The following is a 16,042-nucleotide window of genomic DNA, read 5'->3' on the forward strand; positions in this document are numbered from 1 at the left end:
ACCTAATCACAAGCGCTATATAAAAAACATCGGCAAGCGATAAGAGACGCCGCCAACCAGAAGCAAGAAAACGCTCTGGCTTCAGGGCTCGGCGATCAGGGGCTTTTTGCGCAGACTCTGGATCTACGACAACTCGCCAGGGTCCTGGTCAGACGAAAGATTGCCCTCTGATCGTCCTTGAACAGTACCCTCCAGCAATTTGAACGGTTTTGAACTATGCCCGGTATCCGCATTGCCGCACAAGCCAAGCCAGGCGCGAGCTTCAAGGTAAATCGGTTCAACACTTTTCCCACTGGCAGAGGCTCGATCCCGCGCATACCTTCCCACCTCTGGCGGGCTGCAAGAACAGCAAATGGGATTGAACCCACAAGGTTGCGCTCAATTGCCGCAGGAGCCATCCAGAGGATCTGAGGCGGATGAGCATTCCATCCGCAAAAAGCACTCCTCCTCACCCACCACCTTCAACCCCACCCGCTCGTATAGACGCTGTGCCGGGTTGCCCTTGAACACTGTCAGACGCAACAAGCCCCGCCGCTCCGAGCGGGCCTTTTCCATCACCTGCAACAGCGTCCAGGCCCCGGCTCCCTGCCCCCGCCACGCCTCCAGTACGTGCAACTCACGGATGTAGACGGCGCGCAGGTCCCTGCTCAGGCTGACAAACCCCAATACCTCGGCTCCCGAGCAAATCAAAAGATTCTCGCGACCGCCCCACGCCACATCAAACGCCTCGTCAAGCCACAACAGATCATTGCGAATGTAATAGCGCAGCATCGTGGAACGCGTCAGATCCCGGGCGAAGGCCAAATCCGCGTCAGCCGCCGGACGCAATTGAAAGGCGCTCATCAACCCGCAACCGCCCGCACTTCGACCCGCCATTGCCCCCCATCGCGCTGGGCGATCAGCAGCGCTTCGCCGACACCTTCCACAGCACCCAGCAATTGTCCCTGGGCGCCCCAGATTGCGCTGCGCCCGGCACAGGACCAGCCGCCGCTGGGGCCGCCATGGTTGGCCATCAGCACCAGAATCCCGTGGTCCCGGGCATACCCTTGCAACAGAGCACTGTCGACGGCATACCCGCCTTCACTGATCAACACCCCGGCGGCGTAGATGCCGGCGCCAGCGTCCACCGCAGCCTGCACATGGCTGGCATGACAGAAATCCGCGCATACCGCCAAGGCCAGGACTTCATCCCCCAACTGCAACGACGCACCACCGCTACCCGGAGCAAAAACCCGCTCCTCTCCAGGGTGCAGATGCTGCTTGCTATAAACCGCCAGCGAGCCGTCCGCCCCCAGCACCAGTGCGCCAATCAGCACCGGTCCATCGACGGACAAGCGAATCGGCATGCCCACCACCGTCGTCAGCTTCAACTCGCGGGCCAGATTGCGCAGTGGCTGCAGCCGCGGGGAGTCGGGCAGCAGCGCTAGTTCTGCGACCAATTGCGGTTCATAACCAGTCAGGGACAGTTCAGGAAACACCAGCAACTGCACCCCCTCCTGCGCTGCCAACCCCATCAAATGCTGATGTCGGGCCAGATTCGCCGACAAGTCTCCAGCAATGGACACCGATTGGGCGGCAGCGAGGGTCAGCACGGTCATGAACGTTCCTTGGCGAGACAACGAGAGGCAGCGGCGAGTGTGGCATAAATCCTTTCACGGCTTAATCCATGGCTCATTGCATCAGCTTCCATAGAAATTACTGATTGAATCGCGGCCCCGGCCTCTAGTAAGCTCGCCCCACTTCACGGAGAAACTCATGTTGTCCCAGACCCTTTCCCTGCATCGCCACACCGCCAGCGCACTGCGTTCGGTTGCGGCTGCTCGGGTCAACGGCACCAGCGCTCCAGCGAGCTTTTATTTTGGGTATTGGTTTAGCCACTGGCGCGCCTGATACCCAACCGGCGCCCACTTTAACGGGTCGCCTACCAGAGAATTCTCAACCCCCGGTCGGCCTCCCGACCGGGGGTTTTGTTTTTTCAGGCCCAACGTTTTTAACCACGACTTTCAGCAACACACCGAACTTACAGAGGATTTGCCCCATGAACTACGCCACCTATTACCGCTACGACATGTTCTCCACCTGGCGATTTAGCAGCCTCCGCTCGGGACAGCCTGCCGCCTCCGATCGGTCACCTACCGGTGGCAATTGCACACTTGTGGCCAGTACGGCCAATTGTCGAACACCCCAGTAGGGCCGCGCGCGGGACATCACCCGCCGCCCGCCCAGGAAGACCGAACATGAACTCGTCCGTATCCGCTCTGCCCCTGTCCGCCCAAGTCAGCGCCAACGAAACCCTGACCCAGCGCCTGCCCAGCTCTCTGGAGCTCAAGCAGCAATTGCCCCTGTCACTGGCCCTGAGCCAGCAGGTCGCCAACCACCGCCTGGCGATACGCGCCATTCTCGATGGACAAGACCACCGCCTGCTGGTAATCGTCGGTCCCTGCTCCATCCATGACCCGCAATCAGCCCTGGAATACGCCGCCAACCTGGCCCGCCTGGCCGAAGAGGTGAGCGACCAGATGCTCCTGGTGATGCGTGCCTACGTCGAAAAGCCCCGCACCACCGTGGGCTGGAAAGGCCTGGCCTACGACCCGGACCTGGATGGCAGCGACGACATGGCCGGCGGCCTGACCCTGTCCCGGGAGCTGATGCGCGAAATGCTACGCCTGGGCCTGCCGATTGCCATCGAATTGCTGCAGCCCATGGCCGCCGGCTACTTCGACGACCTGTTGAGCTGGGTCGCCATTGGCGCCCGCACCACCGAATCGCAGATCCACCGCGAGATGGCCAGCGGCCTGGAGATGCCCGTAGGCTTCAAGAACGGCACCGACGGCGGCGTCGCCATCGCCTGTGATGCCATGCGTTCGGCTGCCCACCCCCACCGCCATTTCGGCGTCGACAGCCAGGGCCATCCGGCGATCATCCAGACTCCGGGCAACCCCGACACTCATCTGGTATTGCGCGGCGGCCACAGCGGCCCGAACTACGACCGCCAAAGCGTGGCCCAGGTCCAGCGCGACCTGCACAAGCTGAAGATACCGGCGCGGATCATGGTGGACTGCAGCCACGCCAACAGCGGCAAGGACCCACTGCGCCAACCGGCCGTATTCAACGACGTACTGGAGCAACGCCTGCAGGGCGACACCTCGCTGATGGGGGTGATGCTGGAAAGCCACCTGTTCGAAGGCTGCCAGCCCCTGAGCGGCCAGCTGCGCTACGGCGTCTCCGTGACCGACGGCTGCCTGGGCTGGAGCGCGACCGAGCAATTGCTGCGCAATGCCGCGCAACAACTGCAGCACGCACACAAGGTCGCTGCCGTCCCCGCCTGACTGCCCCTGCTGCAGGCACTGGCTTGCCAGCGAAGACGTCCCCAAGAGCAGCGACTTCTTCGCCAGCAAGCCGGCTTCTGTAACACCTGCCGCGCCCGCAGGAGCGTGGCAGCCCGCGAAGGCGCCAGACGGCAACGCCTTGAAGGAACTTTGAGAAGAAATAGCCACCTGAATCCGGTAGGCTCTCAACTTTCTTGAAAGGAGCAACATCCATGGCCAAAGCCACTGCCCGTCACATCCTGGTTGCCAGCGAAGCCAAGTGCAACGAACTCAAAGCCGAGATCGAAGCCGGCGCCGACTTCGCCGAAGTCGCGAAAAAGAACTCCACCTGCCCGTCCAGCCGTGACGGTGGCAACCTGGGCTCCTTCGGTCCGGGCCAGATGGTCAAGGAATTCGACACCGTGGTGTTCAGCGCTCCCGTGAACGTCGTGCAAGGTCCGGTGAAAACCCAGTTCGGCTACCACCTGCTGGAAGTCACCAGCCGCCAGGACTGATCCCCTCGCGACTGCGTCTGCTCAACGGCCCGCCTCCTGGTGGGCCGTTGTGTTTGTGAAAGCGGCTGGCCAGTCACGCGCCGCTAGCGTACAAATCGTGGTCATCGATCACCCGGCTCGTAAGGCTGACAATGCGACTGCTTTTCCCCACCGTGCTTTTCACCGTCCTGTTGCTGGGGGCCACGGGTGCCCAGGCGGCCCCGCAACACGCCATGACCGTCTACGGCGAACCAGCCAAGTACCCCCAGGGCTTCAGCCACTTCAACTACGTCAATCCCCAAGCCCCCAAAGGCGGGACCCTGCGCCGCTCGGCCATCGAGATCGGGCGCTTCGACCACGTGCTGCCTTATATAGACAAAGGTATCGGCGTGTCCCAGCTCGACGGCCTGGTCTATTCGCCCCTGGCCCTGCGCTCCCTGGATGAGCCCTACACCGTCTACGGTCTGGTGGCCGAAAAGATGGAGCGCGCCGAAGACGGCCTGTGGCTGCGTTTCTACCTCAACCCCAAGGCGCGCTTTGCCGACGGCACCGCGATCACCGCCGAGGACGTGCGCTACAGCTATGACCTGCTGATGACCCAGGGCAGCATGCGCTACCGCACCCAGTTCGAGGACGTCAAAGGCGTCACCGTGGAATCGCCACGAGTGGTGCGCTTCGACTTCAAGAGCAATGAAAACCGCACCCTGCCCCTGGATATCGCGACCCTGCCGGTGTTCCCCGAACACTGGTGGAAGAGTCGCGACTTCGCGGGCGGCGGCGGTTACGAAGCCCCCCTGGGCAGTGGCCCCTATCGCGTGGCCAAAGTGGATTCGGGCAACAGCATCACCTTCGCCCGCAACCCCGACTGGTGGGGCAAGGACCTGCCAGTGAGCCGCGGCTTGTACAACTTCGACCATTTCAGCGTCGAGTACTTCGGCGACATCGACGTCGCCCGCCAGGTGCTGCGCGGCGGCGCCTACGACTACAACCGCGAGTTCTCCGCCACCGGCTACTCCATCGGCTACGACAGTCCGGCCCTGAACGACGGCCGCCTGCAAAAGGCCCACCTGGCTCAGTCGGCGCCGCAACCGGCCCAGGGCTATGTGTTCAATCTCGACCGGCCGGTGTTCCAGGACCGCCGGGTGCGCCAGGCCCTGGCCCTGCTCTGGGACTTCGAATGGAGCAACCGGCAGATGATGCGCAACCTCTACATCCGCCAGCAGAGTTTCTTCTCCAACACACCCCTGGCCGCCCGCAGCCTGCCGGACGCCGAGGAGCTGAAGATCCTCGAACCCCTGCGCGGACAGATCCCCGACGAAGTCTTCACCCAGGTTTTCCAAGCGCCAAAAACCGACGGCAGCGGCGTGATCCGCGACAAGCAACTGCAAGCCCTGGCCCTGCTGGAACAGGCCGGCTGGAAAGCCGAAGGCGACAAACTGGTCAACGCCGAAGGCGAGCCCCTGAGTTTCACCTTCCTCATCACCCAAGGTTCCATCGAGCGCCTGCTGCTGCCCTACAAGCGCAACCTGGCGCAGATCGGCATCAGCCTTAACATCCGCCGCATCGACTCCTCGCAGTACGTCAACCGCCTGATGGCCCGGGATTACGACATGATCGTCACCGGCTACCCGGTGACCACTTCGCCGGGCATGGAGCTGTACAACTACTTCGGTTCGGCGGCGGCCAACGATCCGGGCTCCAACAACTACATGGTGCTCAAGAACCCGGCAGTGGACCGCCTGCTCAACGGCCTGGTGAAGGCCACCAGCCAGCCGGAGATGCTGCGCTACGCCCACGCCCTGGACCGGGTGTTGCAGTGGAACTACTACTGGATCGCCAACTACTACCCGCCCGGCACCTCCACGGTGTGGTGGAACCGCTTCGGCATCCCCAAGGTGCCGGCAAGCAACGACGAAGCCATCGAAAGCTGGTGGGAAGTCAGCAGCACCGCGCTGACCAATGAACAAATGGCCGCCGAGCTGATCCGCCGTGGCAAACCCGGAGGACGCCACTGATGCTGGCCTACATTCTGCGGCGCCTGCTGCTGATCATTCCGACCCTGCTGATCATCCTCCTGGTCAACTTCGTCATCGTCCAGGCGGCCCCCGGCGGCCCGGTGGAACAGGCCATCGCCCGCCTGCAAGGCATTGGTGGTGGCGGCAGCGTCGGCGGCTCCGCCGATGCCATGAGCAGCAGCGGCTCCCGGGCCAGCCGCGGGCTCGATCCCAAGCTGATCCAGGACATCGAAAAACAGTACGGCTTCGACAAGCCGGCCCATGAACGCCTGTGGCTGATGCTCAAGAACTACGCCCAACTGGACTTCGGCAAGAGCTTCTTCCGCGGCGCCACGGTCACCGACCTGATCCTGGAGAAAATGCCGGTGACCATTTCCCTCGGTCTCTGGGCGACCTTGATCACCTACCTGGTGTCGATCCCCCTGGGGATTCGCAAGGCCGTGCACCACGGCAGCCATTTCGACATCTGGAGCAGCACCGCGATCATCATCGGCTACGCCATGCCGGCCTTTCTGTTCGCCATGTTCCTGATCGTGCTGTTCGCCGGCGGCACCTCGCTGAACTGGTTCCCGGTGCGCGGCCTGGTCTCGGACAACTTCGAACAGCTGAGTACCCTGGGCAAGATCGCCGACTACTTCTGGCACCTGGTATTGCCGGTCAGCTCCCTGGTGATCGGTGGCTTCGCCACCCTGACTATCCTCACCAAGAACTCCTTCCTCAACGAGATCACCCGCCAGTACGTGGTCACCGCCCGGGCCAAGGGCCTGAGCGAGCGCCGCGTGCTCTATGGCCACGTGTTCCGCAACGCCATGCTGCTGGTGGTCTCGGGGATTCCCCAGGCCTTTATCAGCGTGTTCTTCGCCGGTTCCTTGCTGATCGAAGTGATCTTCTCCCTCGACGGCCTGGGGCGCATGAGCTACGAAGCCGCGGTGTCGCGAGATTATCCGGTGGTGTTCGGTTCGCTGTTCATCTTCACCCTGTTTGGCCTCCTGATAAAACTCATCGGCGACCTGTGCTACACCCTGGTCGACCCGCGTATCGACTTCGCCGCGAGGAATGCCTGATGCTCAAGCTTTCTCCCGTCGCCCGCCGACGCTTGGACCGCTTCAAGAAAAACCGCCGCGGCTGGTGGTCGCTGTGGCTGTTCATCGGCCTGTTCATCCTGACCCTGGGCGGCGAGCTGATCGCCAACGACAAACCCCTGGTGGTCAGTTACCAGGGCTCGCTGTACTTCCCGGTGTTCAAGCGCTACACCGAGCAGGAATTCGGCGGCCAACTGCCGTTCCAGGCCGACTATCGCAGCGATTACGTGCAGCAGCTGATCCGCAAGGACGGTGGCTGGCTGCTGTTCCCGCCGATCCCCTTCAGCGAAGACACGCCCAACTACGACCTGACCCAGCCGGCCCCCAGCCCACCGAGCCAGGTCAACTGGCTGGGCACCGACGACCAGGCCCGGGATGTGGCCGCGCGGGTGATCTACGGCGCCCGGGTATCGATCCTGTTCGCCCTGGCGCTGACCGCCATCAGCGCCCTGATCGGCATCGCCGCCGGCGCCCTGCAAGGCTATTACGGCGGCTGGGTCGACCTCTTGGGCCAGCGTCTGCTGGAAGTCTGGTCCGGGCTGCCGGTGCTCTACCTGCTGATCATCCTCTCGGGCTTCGTCGAGCCGAACTTCTGGTGGCTGCTGGGAATCATGGCGCTGTTTTCCTGGCTGGCCCTGGTGGACGTGGTGCGCGCCGAGTTCCTCCGTGGGCGCAACCTGGAATACGTCAAGGCCGCCCGGGCCCTGGGCCTGAGCGACCGCAAGGTGATCCTGCGGCACATCCTGCCCAATGCCATGAACGCCACCCTGAGCTACCTGCCGTTCATCCTCACCGGCGCCATCTCGACCCTCACCGCCCTGGACTTCCTCGGCTTCGGCATGCCCGCCGGCAGCGCTTCCCTGGGCGAACTGATCGGCCAGGGCAAGCAGAACCTGCAGGCGCCATGGCTGGGGCTGACGGCGTTTTTCACCCTGGCGCTGATCCTTTCGCTGCTGGTGTTTATCGGCGAAGCGTTGCGCGATGCCTTTGATCCACGATCTTGAAGCGGACTGTAGAAATGCCTGACAACCTTATCGAAATCCGCCAGCTCAAGGTCACCTTCGGCGAGCAGACCGTGGTTCGCGACCTGAGCCTGGACATCCGCCCCGGCGAATGCCTGGCCCTGGTGGGCGAGTCCGGCTCGGGCAAGTCGGTGACCGCCCACTCGATCCTGCAGCTACTACCGCAGACCGGCTGTAGCAGCTCCGGCAGCGTGCGCTACCGCGGCCAGGAGCTGATGGGCTGCGATCCGGCAACCCTGCAAAAACTGCGGGGCAACCGCATCGCCATGATCTTCCAAGAGCCCATGACCTCCCTCAACCCGCTGCACAGCGTGGAGAAGCAGATCGGCGAAACCCTGCTCCTGCATCGCGGCCTGGGGGGCAAGGAGGCCCAGGCGCGGATTCTCGAACTGCTGGAACTGGTGGGCATCCAGAAACCCAAGGAGCGACTCAAGGCCTACCCGCACCAGCTTTCCGGCGGCCAACGCCAGCGGGTGATGATCGCCATGGCCCTGGCCTGCGAGCCGGAGCTGCTGATTGCCGACGAACCCACCACCGCCCTAGACGTGACCGTGCAGCGCAAGATCCTGCTGCTGCTCAAATCCTTGCAACAGCGCCTGGGCATGTCCCTGCTGCTGATCAGCCACGACCTCAACCTGGTGCGGCGCATCGCCCAGAGGGTGTGCGTGATGAAGGCCGGGGAAATCGTCGAGCAGGCCGATTGCGACACCCTGTTCAACGCCCCGCAACATCCCTACAGCTGCGAACTGCTGCACGCCGAGCCCGAGGGCCGACCGTTGTGCCGCGACAGCCGCGAAACCGTGCTGGAAGTGAACAATCTCAGCGTTGACTTCCAGATAGGCGGCGGCCTGTTCCGGCGCAAGGAATACCTGCGGGCAGTGGACGACATCAGCCTCAGCGTGGAGCAAGGCAAGACCCTGGGCATCGTCGGCGAGTCCGGCTCGGGCAAGTCCACCCTGGGCCAGGCGATCCTGCGGCTGCTGGATTCCCAAGGCAGCATCCGCTTCCAGGGCCAGGCCCTGGATGGCCTCAACCAGAAGCAACTGCGGCCCTGGCGCAAGCAGATGCAGGTGGTGTTCCAGGACCCCTTCGGCAGCCTCAGCCCGCGCATGTCGGTGGCGCAGATCATCAGCGAAGGCCTGGAAGTGCACAGCCAGTACGACGCCCGCCAATGCGACGAACAGGTGATCCGCGCCCTGGAGGAAGTCGGCCTCGACCCCGGCAGCCGCCACCGCTACCCCCACGAGTTCTCCGGCGGCCAGCGCCAGCGCATCGCCATTGCCCGGGCCCTGGTGCTCAAACCGGCGCTGATCCTGCTGGACGAACCGACCTCGGCCCTGGACCGCACCGTGCAGAAACAGGTGGTGGCCCTGCTGCGCCAGTTGCAGGAAAAGTACGGCCTGACCTACCTGTTCATCAGCCATGATTTGGCAGTGGTGCGGGCCCTGGCCCACGACATGATCGTGATCAAGGACGGCCAGGTGGTGGAGCGCGGCGCCAGCCATGAAGTATTCGCCAACCCGCAACACCCCTACACGCAGGAACTGCTGGCCGCCGCCCACCCCGGCTGACCCGTCGCCGACGTCCCTTTTTCGCAGCCTCGCCAAGGCTCGACAGCGGCTACAGATGCTGCATCGTGTAGCCGCTGCCGCAGGCTGCGAATGCTCTGGGCGGCACTCCGTCGCAGGAGACGCCGCCCTTGAGACCGCCGAAGGTCCTGCGGCCCTTTGCACAGCCTCGCAGGCTCGGCAGCGGCTACAGAAGGCGCGCTGTTCTTTGTAGCCGCTGCCGCAGGCTGCGAACGGCTGCGCAGCAGGCGCTGCCCTCGAGGCCGCCGAAGGTCCTGCGGCCCTTTGCGCAGCCTCGCTGGCGCTCGGCAGCGGCTACAGCGCAACAACCAGGGCAGACTGCGGCATAATCCCTGCGCCCATTTTCAGGATGCCGCCATGAACGACAGCGAAAGCCTCAAGGATTACCAGCGTGTGCGCCAACTGGCGATCCGTTCGCTGTTCGAGATCATCGAGCAGTCCAGCGAAGGCACGGTGATCGTCGATCGCGACGCCAATATCGTCTGGATGAACGAGCGCTACGCCCGGCGCTTCGGCCTGGAATCGGCGGCCTTCGCCATCGGCAAGCCCTGCGAAAGCGTGATCCCCGGCAGCCTGCTGCGGGAAGTGGTACGCACCGGCCGCCCGATCCTGCTGGACATGCAGGACACCCCCAAGGAACCGCTGGTGGTGATGCGCCTACCGATCCACGACGCCGCCGGCACAGTGATCGGCGCCATCGGCTTTGCCCTGTTCGACGAATTGCGCAGCCTGTCGCCGATGCTCAAGCGCTACCTGAGCATGCAGGAAGAATTGGCCTCCACCCGCTCTCTGTTGCGGGCCCGGCAGACCAAGTACAACTTCGCCCATTTCATCGGCACCAGCGCCGCCAGCCTGGAAGTCAAACGCCGGGCCCGACGCAGCGCCAGCGCCGAATCCCCGGTACTGCTGCAAGGCGAGACCGGCACCGGCAAGGAACTGCTGGCCCAGGCCATTCATGCCGCGTCGCCCCGAGCCCACAAGCCCTTTGTCAGCATCAACAGCGCGGCGATTCCCGAGGCGCTGCTGGAGGCGGAGTTCTTCGGCACCGCCCCTGGGGCCTTCACCGGCGCCGACCGCAAGGGCCGCGCCGGCAAGTTGCAGATCGCCCAGGGCGGCACCCTGTTCCTCGATGAAATCGGCGACATGCCCCTGCCCCTGCAAAGCAAGTTGCTGCGAGTGCTGCAGGAAAAAGAGTTCGAGCCGGTGGGCTCCAACGAAGTGATTCATAGCGATGTGCGGGTGATCGCCGCCACCTCCTCCGACCTGGAAGCGGCGATCAAGCGCGGCGAGTTCCGGGCCGACCTGTACTACCGGCTCAACGTGCTGCCCATCCAGGTGCCGGCCCTGCGCGAACGCCTGGACGATCTGCCGGCCCTGAGCGAAGGGATTCTCGAAGAGCTGCGCAGCCAGCATGAACTGGATCGCGAAGCCCTGGCCCTGCTGGCGCAACATGCCTGGCCGGGGAATATCCGCGAACTGCGCAACGTGCTGGAGCGCGCGGCGCTGCTCAGCGACGACCTGATACTCAATGCTGCGGACATTCGCGCGGCGATTGGCAGCTTCAGCCCGGTGCAACGCAATGCGGCCCCGGTGCCGGCCGAGTCGCCGAACCAGGACACCTTCGCCGCCGCCCGGGAGCGATTCGATCGGCAATTGATCAGCACCACCCTGGCCCAATGCGCCGGCAAGGTGGATGAAGCGGCCCGACGCCTGGGGCTGGGGCGCTCGACGCTGTACAAGAAGATGGCGGCGCTGGGAATCGTCGAGTCTCAATAACGAGACATAGATCCCGATTTAGAGACAGCTGCTTTTGTCGCGAGGGGTTTACTTTCACTGGGCCGGACAGTGCCCCCAAACCCTTTGATTGTGGACTTTCTGATACAACCCGACAGCCAGCCTGGGGAGTGCCGCGCACTCCAGCGGGAGCCTGCACCTTCGTCTTACTGTCTCCATTTGGAGAATAAAATCTGGATAACACTTAAAAAAATAAAAAATACTCATATATTTCAATTACTTATCTGTTTGGCACAGTTCTCGCTATAACGCTCTCCACACGCAACACCCGACAAAAATAACAATCCTGGAGAGACACACCATGAGTGTGATCATTGCCTTGGCAGCCCTGGCGCTGCTGATGCTGGCTGCCTACCGTGGCTACAGCGTTATCCTCTTTGCCCCCATCGCCGCCCTCGGCGCGGTGCTGCTCACCGATCCCTCTGCCGTGGCGCCCGCCTTTACCGGGGTGTTCATGGAGAAGATGGTCGGCTTCATCAAACTGTATTTCCCGGTATTCCTGCTGGGCGCGGTGTTCGGCAAGCTGATCGAGCTGTCGGGCTTTTCCCGCTCCATCGTCGCCGCCGCGATCCGCCTGCTGGGCACCCGCCAGGCGATACTGGTGATCGTTTTGGTCTGCGCCCTGCTGACCTACGGCGGGGTTTCGCTGTTCGTGGTGGTGTTCGCGGTCTACCCGTTCGCCGCCGAGATGTTCCGCCAGAGCAATATCCCCAAGCGCCTGATCCCGGCCACCATTGCTCTGGGTGCATTCTCCTTCACCATGGATGCGCTACCCGGCACCCCGCAGATCCAGAACATCATCCCCAGCACCTTCTTCAACACCACCGCCTGGGCCGCGCCCTGGCTGGGGGTGATCGGTACCATTTTCGTGTTCTGCGCCGGCATGCTGTTCCTCCAGCGCCAGCGCAACAAGGCGCAGAAGGCCGGTGAAGGCTACGGCACCGAGCTGCACAACGAGCCGGAAACCGCCGAGGACCTGAAGCTGCCCAACCCCTGGCTGGCGCTGTCGCCGCTGCTGCTGGTGGGCATCATGAACCTGCTGTTCACCCACTGGATTCCCCAGTGGTACGGCAAGACCCACAGCCTCAGCCTGCCGGGCATGGCAACACCGGTGACCAGTGAAATCGCCAAGCTCACCGCCATCTGGGCGGTGCAGGCTGCGTTGCTGGTGGGCATTGTGATGGTGCTGGTGTGCGGCTACTCGGCCATTCGCAGCAAGCTCGCCGAAGGCAGCAAAAGCGCGGTCAGCGGCGCCTTGCTGGCCGCCATGAACACCGCCTCTGAATACGGTTTCGGTGCGGTAATCGCCTCCCTGCCAGGGTTTCTGGTGCTGGCGGACTGGCTGAAAAACATTCCCAACCCACTGGTCAACGAAGCCATTACCGTGACCCTGCTGGCGGGCATCACCGGCTCGGCCTCGGGAGGCATGAGCATCGCCCTGGCGGCCATGTCCGAAAGCTTCATCAGCGCCGCCCATGCCGCCAACATCCCCCTGGAAGTGCTGCATCGGGTGGCCTCCATGGCCAGCGGCGGCATGGACACCCTGCCCCACAACGGCGCGGTGATCACCCTGCTGGCAGTCACCGGGCTGACCCACCGCGAAGCCTACAAGGACATTTTCTGCATCACCCTGATCAAGACCCTGGCGGTCTTCGTCGTCATCGCCACTTTCTACGCCACCGGCATTGTGTGAGGTATTCATGACCACTCTTTCTGGCAAGACCGCCCTGGTCACCGGCTCCACCAGCGGCATTGGCCTGGGCATCGCCCTGGTCCTGGCCAAGGCCGGGGCCAAGCTGATTCTCAACGGCTTTGGCGATGCCTCGAAGGCCATCGCCGAGGTCGCACAGTTCGGCGGCCAGGTCGGCCATCACCCGGCGGACGTCAGCGACCCGGCACAGATCGCCGAGCTGTTCGCCTACGCCGAACGGGAGTTTGGTGGCGTCGATATCCTGGTGAACAACGCCGGCATCCAGCACGTGGCGGCGGTGGAGGAGTTCCCCGTGGAGCGCTGGGATTCGATCATCGCCATCAACCTGTCCTCAGTGTTCCACAGCACCCGCCTGGGGTTGCCGGGGATGCGCGCCAAGGGCTGGGGACGGATCGTCAACATCGCCTCGGTGCACGGCCAGGTGGGTTCGGTGGGCAAGGCCGCCTACGTCGCGGCCAAGCACGGGGTGATCGGCCTGACCAAGGTAGTGGGCCTGGAAACCGCCACCAGCAACGTCACTTGCAATGCCATCTGCCCAGGCTGGGTGCTGACACCACTGGTGCAGAAGCAGATCGACGACCGGGTGGCGGCCGGGGCTGACCCGCAACAGGCCCAGCATGATCTGCTGGCGGAAAAGCAGCCGTCCCTGGAATTCGTCACCCCGTCGCAACTGGGCGAGCTGGTGCTATTTTTGTGCAGCGAAGCCGGCGCCCAGGTGCGCGGTGCGGCCTGGAACATCGACGGCGGCTGGTTGGCGCAATAACCCCGCGCCCTGCATCCGGCATTAAAATCGGTTTGCGTGCAATTCAAGAAAAATAAGAGGCATCCCATGTCCGAAATACTCTGGCAACCCAGCGCCGAGCGCATCAGCAAGACCCGCATGGAAGCCTTCCGGCGCCTGGTCAACCACCGTCACGACCTCAACCTGGCCGACTTTCCCGCCCTGCACCAGTGGAGCATCGACCAGCGAGAAAGCTTCTGGCAGACCATCGTCGACTTCTTCGAGGTCAGCTTTCACCAACCCGCTGAATCTGTGCTGCGCGAAGGCCCGCAGATGCCCAGCGCCCAATGGTTTCCAGGGGCCACGCTGAACTTCGCCGAGCACTTGCTCAAGCGCCGGGACGACGCCGTGGCGGTGGTGGCGATCAACGAGAACGGCGAGCGCGAACCACTGACCTACGCCGAACTGGCGGCCCAGGTCGCCGGCCTGCAACGCAGCCTGCGGGCTGCCGGGGTCGGCCTCGGCGACCGAGTTGCCGCCTGCCTGCCCAACACCTGGCAGACCCTGGTGGGCATGCTGGCCAGCACCAGCCTCGGCGCGGTGTGGTCCAGTTGTTCGCCGGATTTCGGCACCCAGGGGGTGATCGACCGTTTTGGCCAGATCGAACCCAAGGTGCTGATCACCTGCGCCGGCTATCGCTACGCCAGCAAGGACATCGACCAGACCGCCAAGGTCAACGAGATCCTTGAGCGCCTGCCGTCCCTGGAGCAGTTGCTCATCGTGCCCTACGCCCGTCCGCAAGCCCGGGTCGAGGACTACCGTAGCCAGGCCCGGATCAGCCTCTGGGACGACTTCTATCAGCCCGGCGGCGAACCCGAATTCGTCCCGGTGCCCTTCGCCCATCCGCTGTACATCCTCTATTCCAGCGGCACCACCGGGGTGCCCAAGTGCATCGTCCACGGCACTGGCGGGGTGCTGCTGCAGCACCTCAAGGAACATGGCCTGCACACCGACCTGGGGCCCGGCGAGCGGCTGTTCTACTACACCACTTGCGGCTGGATGATGTGGAACTGGCTGGTCTCGGCCCTGGCCACCGGTGCCAGCCTGGTGCTCTACGACGGATCGCCCTTCCATCCCACCAACGAGCGCCTGATCGACCTGATCGATAGCGAAGGCATCAGCGTCTTCGGCACCAGCCCCAAGTACCTGGCCGCCCAGGAAAAGGCCGGCAGCCGACCGCGCCTCAGCCACCGCCTGGACAGCCTCAAGACCCTGCTCTGCACCGGCTCGCCGCTGTCGCCACAGAGCTACGACTACGTGTACCGCGAGATCAAAAACGACCTGTGCCTGGCCTCGATGTCCGGCGGCACCGACATCGTCGCCTGTTTCGTCGCCGGCAACCCGATCCAGCCGGTGCGCCGTGGCGAGATGCAGGGCAAGAGCCTGGGCATGGCCATCGAAGTGTGGAACGACCAGGGCCAGCCGGTGACCGGCGAGAAAGGCGAACTGGTGTGCACCCGGCACTTTCCGAGTATTCCCGTAGGCCTGTGGCACGACCCGGACCAGAGCAAGCTCAAGGCCTCGTACTTCAGCCTGTTTCCCGGGGTCTGGGCCCAGGGCGACTACGCCGAACAGCTGCCCCATGGCGGCTGGCTGATTCACGGACGCTCGGATGCGGTGCTCAACCCGGGTGGAGTGCGGATTGGCACCGCGGAAATCTACCGCCAGGTGGAGAAGCTGGAACAGGTGCTGGAAAGCCTGGCCATCGGCCAGAGCTGGGAACATGACGTGCGGGTGGTGCTGTTCGTACGCCTGCAGGATGGCGTGGTGCTCGATGAGCCGTTGCAGGAGCGGATTCGCCAGGTGATCCGCAGCAACACCACGCCGCGCCATGTGCCGGCAAAGATCCTCGCAGTGACCGACATTCCCCGGACCATCAGCGGCAAGATCGTGGAGTTGGCGGTGCGCAATGTGGTGCATGGCCTGCCGGTGAAGAATACCGACGCCCTGGCCAACCCCGAAGCCCTGGAGCAGTTCCGCGACCGCGAGGAATTGCGCCACTGACGACGGCCAACCACCGCCGGCGCAGCCCTTCGCGACGCAGGACCTGTAGCCGCTGCCGAGCCCGCGAGGCTGCGCAAAGGGCCGCAGGACCTTCAGCGATCTCAAGAGCAGCGCTTCCTGCGACGCAGTGCCGCCCAGAGCGTTCGCAGCCTGCGGCAGCGGCTACAGAGACCGTTCAGCCCCTCTAGACTGGTCATCTGCCGCAAAAGCAGGTGAAAATAACCCCGCCAGAAACACCTACA

At 63.8% G+C, this 16,042-nt stretch carries 12 protein-coding genes; 10 read left to right on the plus strand and 2 right to left on the minus strand.

Annotated elements, in window-relative coordinates; genetic code table 11:
* Positions 1–378: 378 nt before the first annotated feature.
* Both PFZ56_RS23580 and PFZ56_RS23585 read right to left on the minus strand, forming a co-directional pair.
* Positions 379–843 carry a GNAT family N-acetyltransferase gene (locus PFZ56_RS23580; protein WP_170004023.1) on the minus strand — a complete coding sequence of 155 codons (465 nt, stop codon included), beginning with the start codon at positions 841–843 and terminating at the stop codon, positions 379–381.
* On the minus strand, positions 843–1,598 hold the full coding sequence (locus PFZ56_RS23585) for a carbon-nitrogen hydrolase family protein (protein ID WP_170004021.1): 756 nt from the start codon (positions 1,596–1,598) through the stop codon (positions 843–845). The genes PFZ56_RS23580 and PFZ56_RS23585 overlap by 1 nt, the downstream gene beginning before the upstream one ends.
* A gap of 639 nt (positions 1,599–2,237) precedes the next feature.
* Here PFZ56_RS23585 and PFZ56_RS23590 point away from each other — a divergent pair.
* The 10 genes from PFZ56_RS23590 (at position 2,238) to PFZ56_RS23635 (ending at position 15,800) form a co-directional block, all read left to right on the plus strand.
* Entirely contained in the window at positions 2,238–3,329 is a 1,092-nt protein-coding gene (locus PFZ56_RS23590) for a 3-deoxy-7-phosphoheptulonate synthase (RefSeq protein ID WP_170004019.1), read from the plus strand.
* A 212-nt stretch (positions 3,330–3,541) separates the two neighbouring features.
* Positions 3,542–3,823, plus strand: coding sequence for a peptidylprolyl isomerase (locus PFZ56_RS23595; protein ID WP_007924449.1), 282 nt, complete (start codon positions 3,542–3,544; stop codon positions 3,821–3,823).
* 131 nt (positions 3,824–3,954) lie between these two features.
* Entirely contained in the window at positions 3,955–5,817 is a 1,863-nt protein-coding gene (locus PFZ56_RS23600; protein ID WP_170004017.1) for an extracellular solute-binding protein, read from the plus strand.
* Positions 5,817–6,881 carry a microcin C ABC transporter permease YejB gene (locus PFZ56_RS23605; RefSeq protein ID WP_102864941.1) on the plus strand — a complete coding sequence of 355 codons (1,065 nt, stop codon included), beginning with the start codon at positions 5,817–5,819 and terminating at the stop codon, positions 6,879–6,881. Before PFZ56_RS23600 ends, PFZ56_RS23605 begins: the two co-directional genes overlap by 1 nt.
* Positions 6,881–7,903 (plus strand): ABC transporter permease, encoded by a 1,023-nt coding sequence (locus PFZ56_RS23610; RefSeq protein ID WP_102881500.1) that lies wholly within the window; start codon positions 6,881–6,883, stop codon positions 7,901–7,903. The genes PFZ56_RS23605 and PFZ56_RS23610 overlap by 1 nt, the downstream gene beginning before the upstream one ends.
* 14 nt (positions 7,904–7,917) lie before the next feature.
* Positions 7,918–9,492: an ABC transporter ATP-binding protein gene (locus PFZ56_RS23615; RefSeq protein ID WP_110653575.1), complete on the plus strand. Its 1,575-nt coding sequence runs from the start codon at positions 7,918–7,920 to the stop codon at positions 9,490–9,492.
* Positions 9,493–9,867: 375 nt separating this feature from the next.
* Positions 9,868–11,286 carry a sigma-54-dependent Fis family transcriptional regulator gene (locus PFZ56_RS23620; RefSeq protein ID WP_123394466.1) on the plus strand — a complete coding sequence of 473 codons (1,419 nt, stop codon included), beginning with the start codon at positions 9,868–9,870 and terminating at the stop codon, positions 11,284–11,286.
* 319 nt (positions 11,287–11,605) lie between these two features.
* Entirely contained in the window at positions 11,606–12,997 is a 1,392-nt protein-coding gene (locus tag PFZ56_RS23625) for a GntP family permease (protein WP_170004015.1), read from the plus strand.
* A gap of 7 nt (positions 12,998–13,004) precedes the next feature.
* Positions 13,005–13,778, plus strand: coding sequence for a 3-hydroxybutyrate dehydrogenase (gene hbdH, locus PFZ56_RS23630; RefSeq protein WP_102881504.1), 774 nt, complete (start codon positions 13,005–13,007; stop codon positions 13,776–13,778).
* Between the two features lie 66 nt (positions 13,779–13,844).
* Positions 13,845–15,800 (plus strand): acetoacetate--CoA ligase, encoded by a 1,956-nt coding sequence (locus tag PFZ56_RS23635; RefSeq protein ID WP_170004013.1) that lies wholly within the window; start codon positions 13,845–13,847, stop codon positions 15,798–15,800.
* The last annotated feature ends 242 nt before the right edge of the window (positions 15,801–16,042 follow it).

This window comes from Pseudomonas danubii (assembly GCF_042980055.1).
Lineage (GTDB): Bacteria > Pseudomonadota > Gammaproteobacteria > Pseudomonadales > Pseudomonadaceae > Aquipseudomonas > Aquipseudomonas danubii.

What these genes read in the sequence shown, in the direction of transcription:
- PFZ56_RS23580 (WP_170004023.1), bottom strand. Translation starts at nt 843, where the DNA reads ATGAGCGCCTTTCAATTGCGTCCGGCGGCTGACGCGGATTTGGCCTTC.
- PFZ56_RS23585 (WP_170004021.1), bottom strand. Translation starts at nt 1,598, where the DNA reads ATGACCGTGCTGACCCTCGCTGCCGCCCAATCGGTGTCCATTGCTGGA.
- PFZ56_RS23590 (WP_170004019.1), top strand. Translation starts at nt 2,238, where the DNA reads ATGAACTCGTCCGTATCCGCTCTGCCCCTGTCCGCCCAAGTCAGCGCC.
- PFZ56_RS23595 (WP_007924449.1), top strand. Translation starts at nt 3,542, where the DNA reads ATGGCCAAAGCCACTGCCCGTCACATCCTGGTTGCCAGCGAAGCCAAG.
- PFZ56_RS23600 (WP_170004017.1), top strand. Translation starts at nt 3,955, where the DNA reads ATGCGACTGCTTTTCCCCACCGTGCTTTTCACCGTCCTGTTGCTGGGG.
- PFZ56_RS23605 (WP_102864941.1), top strand. Translation starts at nt 5,817, where the DNA reads ATGCTGGCCTACATTCTGCGGCGCCTGCTGCTGATCATTCCGACCCTG.
- PFZ56_RS23610 (WP_102881500.1), top strand. Translation starts at nt 6,881, where the DNA reads ATGCTCAAGCTTTCTCCCGTCGCCCGCCGACGCTTGGACCGCTTCAAG.
- PFZ56_RS23615 (WP_110653575.1), top strand. Translation starts at nt 7,918, where the DNA reads ATGCCTGACAACCTTATCGAAATCCGCCAGCTCAAGGTCACCTTCGGC.
- PFZ56_RS23620 (WP_123394466.1), top strand. Translation starts at nt 9,868, where the DNA reads ATGAACGACAGCGAAAGCCTCAAGGATTACCAGCGTGTGCGCCAACTG.
- PFZ56_RS23625 (WP_170004015.1), top strand. Translation starts at nt 11,606, where the DNA reads ATGAGTGTGATCATTGCCTTGGCAGCCCTGGCGCTGCTGATGCTGGCT.
- hbdH (WP_102881504.1), top strand. Translation starts at nt 13,005, where the DNA reads ATGACCACTCTTTCTGGCAAGACCGCCCTGGTCACCGGCTCCACCAGC.
- PFZ56_RS23635 (WP_170004013.1), top strand. Translation starts at nt 13,845, where the DNA reads ATGTCCGAAATACTCTGGCAACCCAGCGCCGAGCGCATCAGCAAGACC.